Source organism: Streptomyces sp. DH37, from assembly GCF_029813835.1.
In the GTDB taxonomy this organism is placed as follows: Bacteria; Actinomycetota; Actinomycetes; order Streptomycetales; family Streptomycetaceae; genus Streptomyces.
Genome location: NZ_JARVKV010000007.1, coordinates 109,934 through 125,758, shown reverse-complemented (window position 1 = coordinate 125,758; position 15,825 = coordinate 109,934). Strand labels below are relative to the sequence as shown.

Sequence of the window (15,825 nt, the reverse complement as noted above, 5' to 3'; positions counted from 1 at the left end):
TGCTGCCCCGAGGACGCGCCGCCTATCACGGTTAGACTCGCGCACATGTCTGGCCAGTCGCTCCTCGTTCCCGGCACCCTCTCCCCGCACCGCACCGTGCCCGCCTCGATCCCCCGCCCGGAGTACGTCGGCAAGGACGCCCCGACCCCGTACACCGGGCCCGAGGTGCAGGACTCCGAGACGGTCGAGAAGATGCGGATCGCGGGGCGGATCGCCGCCCGCGCCATGGCGGAGGCCGCCCGGCACATCGCCCCCGGCGTGACCACCGACAAGCTGGACGAGGTGGCGCACGAGTACCTGTGCGACCACGGCGCGTACCCCTCGACGCTGGGGTACCGGAAGTTCCCCAAGTCGCTGTGCACCTCGGTCAACGAGGTCATCTGCCACGGCATCCCCGACTCGACCGTCCTGCGCGACGGCGACATCGTGAACCTGGACGTGACCGCGTACATCCACGGCGTGCACGGCGACAACAACGCCACCTACCTGTGCGGCGACGTGGACGAGGAGTCGCGGCTGCTGGTCGAGCGGACGCGGGAGTCGCTGAACCGCGCGATCAAGGCGGTCCGGCCGGGCCGCCAGATCAACGTCATCGGCCGGGTCATCGAGTCGTACGCCAAGCGCTTCGGGTACGGCGTGGTGCGCGACTTCACCGGGCACGGCATCAACAGCTCGTTCCACTCCGGGCTGATCATCCCCCACTACGACGACCCGCGGGCGACCACCGTGATGAAGCCCGGCATGACGTTCACCATCGAGCCGATGCTGACGCTGGGCACGCACGAGTGGGAGATGTGGCAGGACGGCTGGACGGTCGTGACCAGGGACCGCAAGCGGACGGCGCAGTTCGAGCACACGCTCGTCGTCACCGACTCGGGGGCCGAGATCCTGACACTTCCGTGACGTTTTTCCGACAAGCCGTCGGGAAAACATTGACTTAGGCAGACCTAAGTAACGAGAATCGGCCGGGTCGGACGGCGTCCCCGAGGCGCCGCTCCGCCCCTCTGCCGCCTGGTCCCCGGAGGCCCGCCTTGGTCGCGTCCGTCACGACTCCGTTCTCCGTCCTCATCCGCGACGCCTCGCGGCAGCAGCACACGGAGGCGGAGGGGTCCGCCTTCATGGGCGCCCTGCTGGACGGCAGGCTGGGGGTGGAGGCGTACACCCGGTACACCGAGCAGCTGTGGTTCGTCTACCGGGCGCTGGAGAGCGGGGCGGAGGAGCTCGCGGACGACCCGGTCGCGGGACCGTTCCTCCGGCCCGAGCTGTTCCGCACCGCCGCCCTGGAGCGCGATCTGACCCATCTGCACGGCGGGCGGGAGGACTGGCGCGGGGCGCGGGCCCCGCTGCCCGCCACGGCCGCGTACGCCGAGCGGATCACCCGCCTGGTCCGCGAGTGGCCGGGCGGCTACGTCGCCCACCACTACACCCGCTACCTCGGCGACCTCTCGGGCGGCCAGATCATCCGCGGGAAGGCCGAGAAGACCTGGGGCTTCGCGCGCAAGGGCGACGGCGTGCGCTTCTACGTCTTCGAGGAGATCGGCAATCCGGCCGCGTTCAAGCGCGAGTACCGGGCGCTGCTGGACGCGGTGCCGGCCGACGACCTGGAGAAGCAGCGGATCGCCGAGGAGTGCCGGCGCGCGTTCGCGCTGAACACCGCCGTCTTCCGCGAGCTGGGCGAGGAGTTCCCGCTCAGCGCCTGACGGGGCCGCACTGGGCCGCACTGGGCCGCTTGGGGGGCCCTCCGGACTCGTCCGGGACGGTCGGCGGGCCGCCCCGGAGCGGGAATCGATCTCCGTCGCACCCCTTGACGCGGCACCGACAACGGATGTTCATTGGGAGCGCTCCCAGGTCCGATCGCGCATCGGCCCTCCCCCCTCAAAGATGACATCGTTGTCAGGCACCGGTTCACTGGAGTGACAGATGAGACCACGCACCGCCCGTACCACCGCAGCCGGCAGCGCCCTCCTCGGCTTACTGCTGTCGCTGTCCGGCCTCGGCCAGACCGCGCAGGCCGCCCCGGAGGCCGCCGGGGGCTCAGCCGCCGCCACCGGCCTCCACGTCAGCGACGGGCGCCTGCTGGAGGGCAACGGGAACGACTTCGTGATGCGGGGCGTCAACCACGCCCACACCTGGTACCCGGGCGAGTCCGACTCCCTCTCCCACATCAAGGCCAAGGGCGCCAACACCGTCCGGGTGGTGCTCAGCAGCGGGGACCGCTGGACGCGCAACGACGCGTCCGACGTGGCGAACGTCGTCTCCGAGTGCAAGCGGAACCGGCTGATCTGCGTGCTGGAGGTGCACGACACCACCGGCTACGGCGAGCAGAGCGGCGCCGTCTCCCTGGACCGGGCGGCCGACTACTGGATCGGCGTGAAGAGCGCGCTGGTGGGCCAGGAGGACTACGTCGTCGTCAACATCGGCAACGAGCCGCACGGCAACAGCGGCTACCAGAGCTGGACGGCCGACACCAAGGCCGCCATCCAGAAGCTGCGCGGCGCCGGCTTCGACCACGCGCTGATGGTCGACGCCCCCAACTGGGGCCAGGACTGGTCGTTCACCATGCGGGACAACGCCGCGTCGGTCTTCGCCGCCGACCCCGACCGCAACACCCTGTTCTCGATCCACATGTACGGCGTCTTCGACACCGCCGCCGAGGTGCGGGACTACCTGGGCCGCTTCGTCGACGCGCGGCTGCCCGTCCTGGTCGGCGAGTTCGGGCACGACCACTCCGACGGCAACCCGGACGAGGACGCGATCCTGGCGACCGCCCAGCAGCTCGGCCTGGGCTACCTGGGCTGGTCCTGGAGCGGCAACGGCGGCGGCGTCGAGTACCTGGACATGGTCAACGGCTTCGACCCGGACTCCCTGACCAGCTGGGGCCGGCGCATCTTCGAGGGCGCCAACGGCATCGCCGCGACCGCCAGGGAGGCCACCGTCTACGGCGGCGGCTCCGGCGGCGACACCACCGCCCCCACCCGGCCGGGCACGCCCGTGGCCTCCGGCGTGACCTCCACCGGCGTCACCCTGACCTGGGCGGCCTCCTCCGACGACACCGGGGTGACCGGGTACGACGTGGTGCGCGTCAGCGGCACGTCCGAGACCACCGTGCGGACCACCACCGGCACCTCGGCCGGCATCACCGGTCTGACGGCGGGCACCGCCTACACCTTCGCCGTGTACGCGCGGGACGCGGCGGGCAACCGCTCCGAGCGCTCCGCCGTCGTGAACGTCACCACGAGCCGGACCGGCGACCCCGTGCCGGGCGCCTGCTCGGTCGCCTACAAGGTCGTCGGCCAGTGGCAGGGCGGCTTCCAGGGCGAGGTGACCGTCCGCAACACCGGCGCCTCCGCGATCAGCGGCTGGACGCTGGGCTGGCGGTTCGCCGACGGCCAGACCATCACCAACATGTGGGGCGGGACCCCGAGCCAGAGCGGGACGGCGGTCACCGTCAGGCCCGCCTCCTACACCGCGACCATCCCGGCGGGCGGCTCGGTGACCATCGGCTTCACCGGCACCTGGAACGGCGCCAACACCGTCCCCGGCGTGTTCACGCTCGACGGCGCCCCCTGCTCGGCACCGTGACGCGGGCCGCCGCGCGGCCGGTGTGACGGACGCCCGGCCCCGCCCCCGCAGGGCCCCTCGACCGGGGCGGGGGCGGGGCCGGGCCCCGCGCCCCCATCCCGTCGCCCGGCCCCCGCGCGGCACCGGTAGGGTTCGGCCGGAGAGCCTCGTGAGGGTCCGGGAGGGGTCGGAGAGAGTGCGGACGAAGGCGCGTGGGCTGAGGGGCGCCGTGGTGCTGGCGGCGGTGCTGGCCGGGCTGGCGGGACTGCCGGGCTGCGTCACGGTGCACGGGGAGAGGGCCGTGGTCCCGGCGACGACCGAGGCGGAGGCGGCGAAGGTCCTCGACCACTTCACCGAGACCAACAACGAGGCCAACCGCACCCACGACGCCGAGCTCAACTCCACCATCGAGACGGGCCCGCTGGGCGCCGTCGACCAGGCCGGGCTGCGGGCCCGCCACGCCGTCCACCCGGACGGCAGCCCGGACCACCGGGACCTGGAGCTGACCGACGCCCGCTTCCTGATACCGCGGCAGGCGGGCTGGCCGAAGTTCTTCGTCGCCGACACCGCCTCCAGCCAGAGCCCCGGCAAGCGCTGGCTGCTGGTCTTCACCAGGAACGGCGTCGCGGAGGCGTGGAAGGCGTCGTACCTGTCGGTGCTGGCCGAGTCCGCGGTGCCGGAGTTCGCCGAGGACGGCGAGGGCCACGTCGAGGCCGTCCCCGCCGACGGGTCCGCCCGGCTGGCCGTCGCGCCGGAGGACCTGAGCCGGGCGTACGCGGACTACCTGCGCGAGGGCGGTGACGCCTTCGCCGACGGGCCGGCGACCAGCGCCCTGCGCGAGGAGCGGAGGAGGACGGCGACGAGTCCCGGCGCCCGCACCCAGTGGGCCGACCTCCCGGCCCGGGACGCGCGGTTCGCCCCGGTGGGGCTGCGCACGGAGGACGGCGGGGCGCTGGTCTTCTTCACCACGCACCACCAGATGAGGCAGACCGTGGCCGAGGGCTACACGCCGCAGGTCAAGGACCCCTACGTCAGGGCCCTGCTGGAGGGCACGCCCCGGCAGTCGGTGACGTACGTCCGCCTCGCCGTCCAGGCGGCGGCCGTGCCGCCCGCCGACGCCGCGGACCCGCGGGTCACGCTGCTGTACCGCCTCCAGCGCCTGACGGGCGCCAAGGGCGAGTGATCCCGCCCCGGCGGGCCGGCCGGGGTGTGCGCGGTACGGGGCGGCGGCCGGGGCGGCCGGCCGTCCCCCTCCCGGAGCCGCGCGTCAGCGCACCGGCCACGGAGCCGCGTGGTCCGGCTCCTCCTCCGCGTACACCGCGCACGCGTCCGTCAGCGTCTCCAGCAGCGTCAGCGGGTCGGGCAGCGGGCGCTCGGGGGCGCGCAGCCAGCCGACGGCGGGCTCGGGGTCGTCGCCGGGCAGGCGCGCGGGCGGTACGAGGACGTAGCTGCCGCGGCAGTGCCACCGCAGGCCCGGATGGTCGTCCAGGGTCTCCGGGTGGCAGTCCAGCTCGCACGGCCACCACTCGTCCTCGTCGTCCGGGGTGCCGCGGGTGGCCGTGAAGAACAGCATCCGCCCCGACCAGGGGTCGGTGCCGCACACCGCCACCGGCCCGACCTCGACGCCCGCGGCCTCCAGCCGCTCCAGCGCGGCGCGCCCCGCCCCCACCGGTACGTCCAGCACGTCGTGGGCGCGGCCGGTGGCGGTGACGAAGTTGGCCAGCGGCTGGCCGGCGGCCCAGCGGACGATCTGCTCGGGATCGGTGGTGGCCTGCGTCTGCCAGGCGAAGGAGACCGGGTGCCGGCCGGGGGTGGGACAGCCGATCCGCTCGCAGGAGCAGCCGTAGCCCTCGGGGTGCGCGGCCGGCGCCAGGGGGAAGCCCGCGGCGGCGGCCGTCAGCAGCAGGTCCTCCCGGACGCGGGCCGCCTCCTGCACGGCGCTCGCGTGCGCACCGCTGCGGGAGCGTCGGCGCAGCCACCGGGAGAATCTGCTTTCGCGTTCCATGAACCGCCTCACTCGCGACCGGGACCGTGGGTTTTCGAGGGTACGGAACCGAACGCCCGCAGCCGGGCGGAATCCACGGATCCCGGATGACCGTTTCCATCCTGCTCCTCATCGGTCGCCGATGAGTAATCGGGAGGCAGTCGCGGTCGTCACAGTGGTCCGGGCGGCCGACACCGGGCCTCCCCCGGGCGCCGCGGACTCCTCCGGCCGGATGACGTGGGGGCCGCCCGGCGGAAAAACCGCTCCGGGGCGCAGACGCCGGGGCCCGCCGGGTGGACCATGTGCTCACACAGCGCGCCCCCTCCGCCACACAGCGATCCTGTGAGGAGTCCTCCGTGTACACACCCCGCCGCTATCTGATGTGCTCACCGGCGCACTTCCGGGTCACCTACTCCATCAACCCGTGGATGGACCCCGCCAAGCCCGTCGACCTCCCGCTGGCCGTCGCCCAGTGGGAGCGGCTGCGCGACCTGTACCGCTCGCTCGGCCACACCGTCGAGGAGCTGGCCCCGGACCCGGACCTGCCCGACATGGTCTACGCCGCCAACGGCGCGCTCGTCGTCGACGGCCGGGTGCTCGGCGCCCGCTTCGCCCACCCGGAGCGGGCGGGGGAGGCCGCCGCGCACCGGGAGTGGTACCTCGCGCACGGCTTCACGGACGTGCGCGAGCCGGAGCACATCAACGAGGGCGAGGGCGACTTCGCCGTCACCGCCTCCTGGCTGCTGGCCGGCCGCGGCTTCCGCAGCAGCCCCCTCTCCCACCCCGAGGCGCAGGAGTTCTTCGGCCGCCCGGTGATCGGCCTGGACCTGGTGGACCCGCGCTTCTACCACCTGGACACCGCGCTGTGCGTGCTGGACGACGCCCGCGACGACGCCGTCATGTACCACCCGGAGGCGTTCTCCCCCGGCAGCCGGGCCGTCCTGGCCCGGCTCTTCCCCGACGCGATCGTCGCCGGGGAGGCCGACGCCCGCGCCTTCGGCCTGAACGCGGTCAGCGACGGCCGGCACGTGCTGCTGCCGCAGGCGGCGGTGGGGCTGTTCGGTCCGCTGCGCGAGCGCGGCTACGAGCCGGTCGGCGTCGACCTGGGCGAACTGCTCAAGGGCGGCGGCAGCGTGAAGTGCTGCACGGCGGAGCTGCGGGGCTGACGTCCCCGGCGCCTACGGGCGGGGCCGGCCGCCGTCCCGCTCGCCGCCCCGGCCGCCGTCCCGTTCACTGTCCCAGTCGTCGCCCCAGTCCGCGTCCCGGGCGGCGCGGTACGCCGGCCCGTGCCGCTTGGTGACGGTCTCGCGGCGCAGCCCGTCGTGCTCGGTGCACAGGTCGAGCAGGACCTGGCCCTTGCGGATCTGCGGCCTGCGCACGATCCGGGCCGGGGCGGGCGTGCCGTCCGGGCCGCCGTCCGCTCCGGGGCGGACGGCGGCCACGTAGGAGAACTTCTCGTCCTCGTACGCCAGCGAGCCTCCCTTCACCTGCCGGTGGAGGGAGGAGCGGCTGACGCGGGCGGCGAAGTGGCACCAGTCCGAGCCCGGCTCCACCGGGCACGTGCCGCTGTGCGGGCAGGGCGCCAGGACGCGCAGTCCGGCGCCGACCAGCCGGCCGCGCGCCTCGATGACCCGCCGGTAGCCGTCGGGCGTACCCGGCTCGACGATCACCACCGCCCGCCGGGCCGCCGCGGCGGCGGCGTCCACCAGGGAGTGCCGGGCGTCCTCGGCCAGCTCGTTCAGCACGTAGGAGACGGTGACCAGGTCGGCCGCCTCCAGCCCCGGCCCGGCGCCGATGCGCCCGTGCCGCCACTCGGTGCCGCGCAGCGCCGCCGAGCCGGAGGCCGCGGCCAGTTCGCGGCCGAGGGCGAGGGCGGGCTCGGCCCAGTCCAGCACGGTGGTCGTCCGCGCGCCCCCGGCGCCCGCCCCGTCGCCGTCGCCACCGCCGCCACCGCCGCCGTCGCCCCAGACGGCGGCGGCGGCCCACACGGCCGCGCCCGTGCCGCCGCCCACGTCCAGGTGGGTGGCCGGGTCCAGGCCGGGGGCCCGGTCGGCGAGGGCGCCCAGCGCGGCGGAGACGGCCTCGAAGGTGGCGGGCATCCGGTAGGCGGCGTAGGCGGCGACGTCGGCGCGGTCGCGCAGTACGGGGGTGCCGGTGGGGACGCGCCCCCGGTAGCTGGCGATCAGCCGCTCGACGGCCCCGGCGGCCTGCTTCGGCGGCAGACCGTCGAGGAGGCGGGCGAGCGCGCCGCGCAGTTCTTCGTCGATGTGGAGGGGGGCGAACACCGGGCCAAGTGTAGGCGGGCGGCCCGGAGCGCCGTCCGCCCGCACGGCAGCGCCTCCCGGCCGGTGCCGAATTCATTTCCGGCGGCCCTTCCGAATCCGTCCCCATTCACGCCGCATGACCGTTCGCCTTCTTTTCGCCGCGATGCGCGCCACGGCCCCGGGAATCGCCGGACCATTCCCTTCTCCGCCTTCGGCGAAAAAAACATGATCAACGGTTCTGGCTGTGTCGGTAGCGCCCCGGGGGGCAGACGAAACGGGGGAGTTGGAAAAACAACTCTGAAGCGAGGAGGACCGATGCCCAGGGAAGGCCACCTACCGGAGCGGTTGTCGAGCCGATTCCCGCAGTCCGGCGAGCAGGCGCGGGAGCTGGTGCGCGAGTTCGTCCGGGCGGTCGAGCCGGACGCGTCGACGACGGACGTGGACGCCGTGCTGCTGGGCGTCTCGGAGCTGGTGTCCAACGCGGTCCGCCACGCCGGCGGGGTGACGGACTTCCATCTGGAGGCGCCCAAGGACGGGGGCGTGGTGGTGGAGGTCTCGGACTCCAGCGTCCGGCGCCCGCGGACGGTCCAGATAAACCCCGCCGTCCCCGGCGGTTTCGGCTGGCTGCTGGTGCGCGAACTGGCCAGCGACGTCACGGTCACGCTCCGCCCGGGCAAGGGCAAGACGATCCGGGCCGCCTTCCCGCTCCGTCCGGCCTGACCCCCGCCGATCCGGCACCGGCCCTCCTCCTCTGCCCCGCGAACGCCCCGCGGACGCCCCGGGGCGCACGGACGGCGCCCGCCCTCACACGGCCGCGGCCGGCGGGGCCGGCTCCGAGGCCGCCCGCCCGCGTCCGGCGCCGCGCCTCGGACCGGCGCGACCCGCACGTCGTACCGCGGAATCCGCGTGTCGCGGGTCACCGGGGTCATCGCCTCGATCCGCGCCTGGGCGACCGGTACCCGGTCGAAGGGATCCCTGTGGTGATCCGGAAGCCGACCTGCCCGCACTCCGTGCCCGGCGGTGACGGGCCGACCCGTGGGCCGGCTGTCGCGTACGCGCTCGGCCGGGCTCTCCGGGCCCCTGAGCCTGCCGACGGACTGCTTGATCGGGATCTCCCACGGTGTCACGGCGCCGACGTGCACGGCGGGCTCGGTGTCGAGCAGGAGCCGCATCAGCGCGTTCCGAAGGCGCCGGCGATGTCGTCGGGCGGCCCGTCGAAGTCGTCCGGGACGTCGATGGGCCCTTGGGCGAGCCGCGGCCGGTCCGCTTCCCCCCGGGCCGGAGGGGCGCCACCGTGGCCACCGGCTCCCCCGCTTTGCCGATCGCGATCTCCCCGCCCGCGACAGCAAGCGCCCCGTCGGCCCGGTGCTCGGCTTCGGGCGGGACGCCTGGGGCGCGTTCCCCGACCACCTGCGCTGACGCACGGCCCCTTTCCGGGGCGGGCGGCGCCCGCCCCGGAAGGAGAGCCGGAGGCGTCCGTCTCAGGTGAGTTGCCTGAGCAGGGTGACGAACTGGCGCAGTTCCTCGTTCTTCCCCGGCGGCAGCGGTTGGGGATCGAAGTGTGCGATCTTGTTGCGAATGCCGCGCACTCGGTCGAGCTGGCGCACGAACTCGACCCGGTCCACCACTCCGGCCCAGCCGAGCGCCGCCCAGTTGCCGTCGGCGGCGGCGCACGCGGCCTCCTTTCGGTGGCCCTGCTTGTTGCGCTGGTCGCCGTCGAGGAGCTTCACGTAGTCGCCGAACATCAGGTCCGTGATCCGGCCGGTCTTCTCACGGGTCTGGACGGCCTTGACGGCCTCCTCGCCGAGCTTCGCTCCCAGGCACTTGCGCAGCCGGTACTCGATCTCGCCGACGAGGAAGAACGGGCGCGCGGTGTCGTCGAAGCGCTCGGTGATGTCCGCTGCCGTGACGATGCCGGTGACCGTCCCGTCGTTCTCCCGCACCAGCACGTAGCCGTGCTCCCTGATGGTGGGCAACAGGGAGAAGAACTCGTGGTAGGTCTGGGCGACCGGCGGATCGTGCTCGACGGCGTTGGCCAGCACCAGGTCCGTCCCCGTCGCGTGCGCCAGGGCGATCGAACGCCAGGTGACGACGCCGTCCAGGACGGAGTCGCCGTCCAGGACGGGCACCTGCGAGTAGTTCTTGGTCTGCATCAGGTACATCGCCCGGGTCAGTGGGTCGCCGGGGCTGACGCACTCGACGCCGCGGCGCGCGGCCGGGATATCGCCGATCGTGAAGGGTTGCTGGGGCAGTGCCCCGGACGGCAGACCCTCGTCCTCCTCCTCGACGTCGCTGTCGGGGGCCGTCCCCGACGCGGATTCCAGGACCACGACCCGGAACTCCTGCCGCAGCGTGCAGTCGGCGAAGTCCGGGTCCGTCGACAGGCCGACGTCCTTGAGGGCCTGGGTGATGTGCAGGACGGTCTGGTCGTCGCGCCTGCGCACGCCGAAGGCCTCCAGCAGGCCGGGCACGGTGAGCGTCCTGCCGCCGAGTGCGCGGAGCTCCTCCTCCGAGGGGGTGTGGGGCACTCCGCTCACCGGCCCTGCGTCTCACGGAAGACGGTCTGCTTGCCCATGGCGGACTTCACCAGCTCCAGGAGCTGCTTGGCGCGGCTGTCGTAGAAGCGCTCGAAGTCGCCGTCGTGGAGGGTGGCGGGGTCGATGAGGTGGGTGGTCAGCACGTCGTCGAACCACTCGGGGCGCACGCCCGACTCCTGGACCAGCGTCCTCAGGTACGTGGACGGGGCGCCCACCATGCTCCGGCCGGCCCGCAGCGACAGGGGCGTCTTGTTGACGATCGAGTTGACGTAGCGGGCGTGGGCGGGCGCGTTCTTCTCGACCCAGTTCCTGGGGAAGATCTGCCGCACGTCCACGTTCTGCTCGATCAGGCGGGCCGGGGACAGCGGCGCCTCGGTGAAGTACCAGTCCACCGCGCCCTGCTTGATCAGCAGGGCGTAGACGCCCTTGTAGGCGGCACTGTTGCGCGTCGCCAGGCTGTCCAGGCGATCATCGAGGAAGGCGGCCTCGGCCGCGGTGTCGGGGGTGGGGGCGTCTGCGTCGCGGATCCAGGCGATGAGCTGCTCCACGTCGCGCGGGAAGCGGCTCTCGGTGGAGCCGCCGTACATCTCGCCGAGCACACCGCACCAGTACCACTGGTTGATGCGCTCCTCGGCGCCGGGCGTGTCCGTCTCCTCGCCGACGATGGCGCGTACGGCGGCCAGCGGGACGAGCTGGGTGCGGTAGGGCAAGTCGGTGGGGCGGACGATGCACTGCCGCTCCAGGAAGGCCCCCACCCAGTGGAAGGCGTCGGCCAGGCGGGGCGCCAGGCGGTCGAAGTCGGCCAGCGGCAGCTCCAGCAGGTCGCGGCGCTTGCAGGAGACCGCGGCGCGCGGCTCCTCCTGCTTGTGCTCCCAGGTGCGCACCAGGGCGACGGCCTGGAGGAAGTCGCTGCTGCTGAGACCGTCCTCGACCCCGGCCTCCATGCGGCCGAAGACCGGGCGGGCGGAGGTCAGCTTCCGCTTGATCTCGTGCCAGACCTCGGGCAGGCGGTAGTACTCGCCGTGCCGGGCGACGTACTCCTGGTTGCCGGCGTAGGTGGCGGTGAGGAGTTCGAAGACGTTGAGGGGGACGCCGCCGGTGTTGACCCGTTCGAAGACGGCACAGACGGCGTCCATGGTGGTGGAGGCCGCGAGCTTGATCATCGGGACCTGGAAGGACTTCACGTTGTTGAGGACGTTCTCCTCGAACTGTGACCAGCGGTCCCAGTTCTCGTCGTCGACCCCCACGAAGATCTTCTTCCAGGCGTTCACCTTCTGCGTGTCGAACACCAGATGGATCGGGAAGTAGCCGGCGCGGCACTCCAGCTCGGGCGTGGTCAGGTCGAGCGCGACCCTGCGGGGGAAGCCCGTCTTCAGCACGCGGTCGTCCGGGACGGAGACCACCGCGTCGTCGCGCTCCGAGGGCGCGCCGATCGCCTTGGCGATATCGACGTAGTACCAGCGCCTGAGCGGCTTGCCGCGGGTGTCGACCGTCTCGACCGGGCTGTCGCGGTGGAGGGCCTGGAAGAGCGAGGTCATGCGCTGCTGGCCGTCCAGCAGCAGCAGGTCGGGCGCCCTGCCGTCCACGCCCTCGGCTCCCTTGATCGTTCGGGGCTTGAAGGGGGACTTGCCTCCGGTCTCCAGCGCCATCACCACGCCGAGCGGGTAGTCGAGCGTCACGGTGGCGATGAGCGCCCTGATGCGCTCGTCGTCCCACTTCCACTCGCGCTGGAAGTCAGGGAGCTGGAGGACTCCGGAGGCGACGTCCTTCAGGACGTCCTTGAGCTTCGGACTGTCGAGCGCCACGCCGTCTCTTCCCCACGTTCGGCCGAATTGTTCAAAAAGCAATTGCAGCAAGGAGATTGACGATGCGTCAAAGAATGTCTTCGTTTTCCCCCCGTCACCGCATGGATCCGGCCAGGGTGTGGTGCTGTGCGTGGAGGCGCTTCCCCTAGGGCCCGCAGCACTCTGGTGCCGGGAATTCGGTGCTCAGGCCCGTGCGCGGGACGTTCCGGGTTCGCCAGGGAGTCTCTCGCGTGGCGTCCCGGTCGGTGCGGCATGCGGCGCGATCTCGCCGTCGCCGGACTCCGGATTCCCGAGCCGGGAACCGGAGCGCGCCTGTGGCGCCCGGCGGCGCGGCGCGCGCTTCCGGCCCACCGCGAGCGGTGTGACCGCACGATCCGCGACCACCGGACCCGGCCCGCACGGCAGGCCCGGACGGCCTGTGGACGCCGTCCGGGCCGGAGGCGTCCCGTCGGGGCGGGCAGGGCGAGCCGCCGGACGGGACCGCCCTCACGCCCGCGCGCGCCTTCGGCCGCGTCCCGGGCGGCACAGCGCCGCGAAGCACCCGATCGCGACGAGGGCGCACACCAGTTGCACCAGCGCCATCGGCACGGCGGTGTCCTCGCCCGCGACGCCCACCAGCGGGGAGGCGATCGCGCCGACGAGGAACTGGGAGGTGCCCAGCAGGGCGGAGGCGGAGCCCGCCGCGTGCGGAGTGCGCATCAGACCCTGGGAGTTGGCGTTGGGCAGCACCAGCGCCATGGCGGACATCAGCGTGAACAGCCCGGCGGAGACGGGGACCAGGCCCACGTCCCCGAAGACCCCCGTCGTCATCAGCAGCAGCGCGCCGGCCGAGAGCAGGATCAGGCCCAGGCCGACGGCGATGACGCGGTCCAGGGAGACCCGGCCGACCAGGAGCTTGCCGTTGATCTGGCCGGTGGCCACCAGCCCGATGGAGTTGACCATGAACAGCAGGCTGAACGTCTGCGGCGAGGCGCCGTAGATCTCCTGGATGACGAACGGCGAGGCGGACACGTACGCGAACAGCGCCGCGAAGCCGAAGCTGCCCACCAGCAGGTAGCCGGTGAACGCCCGGTCGGCGAAGAGGCCGCGCATGGTGCGCAGGGCGTCGGTGACGCCGCCGCTGTGCCGTCGCGCGGGCGGCAGGGTCTCCGGCAGCCGCCAGGCGGTGACGAGGGTGAGGACGAGGCCGAAGCCCGCGAGGATGAGGAAGACGCCGCGCCAGTCGGTGAACCGCAGCACCTGGCCGCCGAGCACGGGCGCCAGGATCGGGGCGGCGCCGGAGATCAGCATCAGGGTGGAGAAGAAGCGGGCCATGGCGAGCCCGTCGAACAGGTCGCGGACGACCGCCCGGGCGATCACGATGCCCGCCGCCCCGGCCACTCCCTGGACGAGGCGGAAGGCGGTGAGGGACTGGATGCCGGGGGCGAGGGCGCAGGCGGCGCTGGCCAGTACGTAGCCCGCCATGCCGACCAGCAGCGGGCGGCGGCGGCCGAACCGGTCGCTCATCGGGCCGATGACGAGCTGGCCGACGGCCAGGCCCAGCAGGCAGGCGGTGAGGGTGAGCTGGACCTGGGCGGCCGGGCTGCCGTAGACGGCGCCGACGTCGGGCAGCGCCGGGAGGTACATGTCCATCGACAGCGCCGGGAGGGCGGTGAGGCTGCCGAGGATGAGGGTGATCAGCAGTCCGGCACGGGCGCGGCCGGTGGGCGGGGGCGGCTGCGGGACCCGTTCCCGCTCGGGGGACGGGGGCGTGGGGAGCTGCTGGGGTATCTCGGATTCGGCGGCGGCCGGGGACGGGCCGGGGTCGGTCATGCACCTCTCCAGGATTCGACGGAAACCGTCCAATCATCCCAGGTTTTCCGACCCCGGCACACCCCCTTTGTTCAGTACCCGGACAAACCCGGCCAAGCCGTGGCGGCGGGCTCGGGCGTCCGGCCGGGACCGGGCCCGCGTCCGGTCGGGGTCAGGCCCGCGTCCGGTCGGGGTCAGGCCCGCGTCCGACCCGGCGTCAGGCCGGCAGCAGCCCCGGCTCCCCGGCGGGCGAGACGAAGGACGCCGCGGTGGTGATCGGCGCGCCGGGGGTGGTCACGGCCGGCACCGTCCGGTAGTCGGCGCGCAGCTTCTCGCGGTCCAGGCCGAGCAGGACGTAGCCGCGCTGCCCGTTGTAGTACCTCATGTGCGGGTTGGCGGTCATCAGCGTCTGCCAGTTGGCGGGCTTGGCCGCGCCGTCCCGGCCGCTGGTGATGGAGGAGGTGACGACCTCGACCCCGGCGGTGCGGGAGCCGGGGTCGTCGGCGTCGCGCTTGATGTCGAACCCGTAGTGGACGTGGACGTCGCCGGTGAGGACGACGAGGTTGTCCACGCCCGCCGACTCCGCGCCCGCCAGGAAGCGCTCGCGGGCGCCGGGGTAGCCGTCCCAGGCGTCCATGGAGACCGGCCAGGGGCCCTCGACGCGGTTGCGGCGGCGGGAGAAGACGACCTGCTGCGGCACCACGTTCCACAGCGCCCTCGACCGGCGCCAGCCGTCGGCCAGCCAGCGCTCCTGCGTGGCGCCGAGCATGGTGCGCGAGGGGTCCTCGGACTCGGGCGTGGGCACCTTCCACCCGTCGCCGTTGGCCTGGTTGTCGCGGTACTGGCGGGTGTCGAGCACGTCGAACTGCGCCAGGCGCCCGTAGTGCAGCCGCCGGTAGAGCTGGAGGTCGGGGCCCTGGGGGCGCTGGGGGCGGCGCAGCGGCATGTTCTCGTAGTACGCGCGGTAGGCGGCGGCGCGCCGGATCAGGAACTCCTCCGGCGGCACGCCGTTCTCCGGTACGCCGTTGGCGTAGTTGTTCTCCGTCTCGTGGTCGTCCCAGGTGACGATCCACGGGTGGGCGGCGTGGGCCGCGGCGAGGTCGGGGTCGGACTTGTAGAGGGCGTACCGCAGCCGGTAGTCCTCCAGCGTCACGGTCTCGCGGGCGAACAGGTCCGGCAGCGTGCGGTCGGCGTACCTGCGGTGGCCGCCCGCGGCGTCGACGGCGTACTCGTAGAGGTAGTCGCCCAGGTGGAGGACGGCGTCGACGTCCTCCTCGCGGGCGAGGTGGCCGAACGCGGTGTAGTAGCCGTCGTGGTAGGCCTGGCAGGAGGCGAGCGCGAAGCGCAGCGAGGCGGGCGTCGCGCCGGGCGCGGGGGCCGTGCGGGTGCGGCCGGCCGGGCTGATCCAGCGGCCGGCGCGGAAGCGGTAGTGGTAGTCGCGGCCGGGGGCGAGGCCGGGGACCTCGACGTGCACGGCGTGGTGGAACTCCGGGTGCGCGGTGACGCCGCCGCGCGCGACCACCTGGCGGAAGCGCTCGTCGCGGGCGACCTCCCACCGGACGGTGACGCGCTCGGCGGGCAGTCCGCTGTCCTGCTCGTACGGCCGGGGGGCCAGGCGGGTCCACAGCACCACGGAGTCGTGGCGCGGGTCGCCGGAGGCGACGCCCAGGGTGAAGGGGTCCTCGGTGATCCGGTTCGGGTCGAGGGAGGGGGCGGCGTGGGCGGTGGACGGCAGGTTCGTGCCGAGGGCCAGCGCGGCGGCTGCCCCGGTGACGGTCAGGAACCGGCGGCGGCCCAGGTGGCGTGCGGCGGCTCTCAGTTCGGCGGTGGCGCTCGGTGAGTGCGTCATGCACGCGATTGCAGCGGGGCGGGGCGGCGGCACG

13 protein-coding genes are annotated in these 15,825 nt (G+C 73.4%); 7 read left to right on the top strand and 6 right to left on the bottom strand.

Annotation, left to right across the window (positions count from 1 at the left end; genetic code table 11):
- Positions 1 to 45: 45 nt before the first annotated feature.
- The 4 genes from map (at position 46) to QC029_RS06465 (ending at position 4,744) form a co-directional block, all read left to right on the top strand.
- The gene (map, locus tag QC029_RS06480) at positions 46 to 903 is read left to right on the top strand and encodes a type I methionyl aminopeptidase (RefSeq protein WP_279554458.1); all 858 of its coding nucleotides are present in this window, start codon (positions 46 to 48) and stop codon (positions 901 to 903) included.
- 128 nt (positions 904 to 1,031) lie between these two features.
- Positions 1,032 to 1,700, top strand: coding sequence for a heme oxygenase (biliverdin-producing) (locus QC029_RS06475; protein ID WP_279554456.1), 669 nt, complete (start codon positions 1,032 to 1,034; stop codon positions 1,698 to 1,700).
- 220 nt (positions 1,701 to 1,920) lie between these two features.
- Positions 1,921 to 3,582, top strand: coding sequence for a cellulase family glycosylhydrolase (locus QC029_RS06470; protein WP_279554453.1), 1,662 nt, complete (start codon positions 1,921 to 1,923; stop codon positions 3,580 to 3,582).
- A gap of 175 nt (positions 3,583 to 3,757) precedes the next feature.
- Positions 3,758 to 4,744, top strand: a complete 987-nt coding sequence (locus QC029_RS06465) for a hypothetical protein (protein WP_279554452.1) — start codon at positions 3,758 to 3,760, stop codon at positions 4,742 to 4,744.
- A gap of 84 nt (positions 4,745 to 4,828) precedes the next feature.
- On the opposite strand, the gene QC029_RS06460 is transcribed toward QC029_RS06465, so the two are convergent.
- Positions 4,829 to 5,566, bottom strand: a complete 738-nt coding sequence (locus tag QC029_RS06460) for a bifunctional DNA primase/polymerase (RefSeq protein WP_279554451.1) — start codon at positions 5,564 to 5,566, stop codon at positions 4,829 to 4,831.
- Between the two features lie 359 nt (positions 5,567 to 5,925).
- Here QC029_RS06460 and ddaH point away from each other — a divergent pair, with 359 nt between their 5' ends.
- Positions 5,926 to 6,711: a dimethylargininase gene (gene ddaH, locus QC029_RS06455; protein ID WP_279554493.1), complete on the top strand. Its 786-nt coding sequence runs from the start codon at positions 5,926 to 5,928 to the stop codon at positions 6,709 to 6,711.
- A gap of 12 nt (positions 6,712 to 6,723) precedes the next feature.
- Here the strand turns inward: ddaH and QC029_RS06450 are convergent, their stop codons facing one another.
- The gene (locus QC029_RS06450) at positions 6,724 to 7,830 is read right to left on the bottom strand and encodes a small ribosomal subunit Rsm22 family protein (protein WP_279554449.1); all 1,107 of its coding nucleotides are present in this window, start codon (positions 7,828 to 7,830) and stop codon (positions 6,724 to 6,726) included.
- A 294-nt stretch (positions 7,831 to 8,124) separates the two neighbouring features.
- On the opposite strand from QC029_RS06450, the gene QC029_RS06445 reads away from it, so the two are divergent.
- Entirely contained in the window at positions 8,125 to 8,529 is a 405-nt protein-coding gene (locus QC029_RS06445) for an anti-sigma regulatory factor (protein WP_279554447.1), read from the top strand.
- A 300-nt stretch (positions 8,530 to 8,829) separates the two neighbouring features.
- Entirely contained in the window at positions 8,830 to 9,228 is a 399-nt protein-coding gene (locus tag QC029_RS31165; RefSeq protein WP_369281315.1) for a DUF397 domain-containing protein, read from the top strand.
- Positions 9,229 to 9,290: 62 nt separating this feature from the next.
- Here the strand turns inward: QC029_RS31165 and QC029_RS06440 are convergent, their stop codons facing one another.
- From QC029_RS06440 to QC029_RS06425, 4 genes are all read right to left on the bottom strand, one after another.
- On the bottom strand, positions 9,291 to 10,346 hold the full coding sequence (locus QC029_RS06440) for a CBS domain-containing protein (protein WP_336621560.1): 1,056 nt from the start codon (positions 10,344 to 10,346) through the stop codon (positions 9,291 to 9,293).
- Complete coding sequence (locus tag QC029_RS06435; protein ID WP_279554445.1) at positions 10,343 to 12,151, bottom strand: DUF262 domain-containing protein; 1,809 nt, start codon at positions 12,149 to 12,151, stop codon at positions 10,343 to 10,345. The genes QC029_RS06440 and QC029_RS06435 overlap by 4 nt, the downstream gene beginning before the upstream one ends.
- 486 nt (positions 12,152 to 12,637) lie before the next feature.
- Positions 12,638 to 13,963, bottom strand: a complete 1,326-nt coding sequence (locus tag QC029_RS06430; protein ID WP_279554444.1) for a multidrug effflux MFS transporter — start codon at positions 13,961 to 13,963, stop codon at positions 12,638 to 12,640.
- 196 nt (positions 13,964 to 14,159) lie between these two features.
- The gene (locus QC029_RS06425) at positions 14,160 to 15,791 is read right to left on the bottom strand and encodes an alkaline phosphatase D family protein (protein ID WP_279554443.1); all 1,632 of its coding nucleotides are present in this window, start codon (positions 15,789 to 15,791) and stop codon (positions 14,160 to 14,162) included.
- Positions 15,792 to 15,825: the final 34 nt, after the last annotated feature.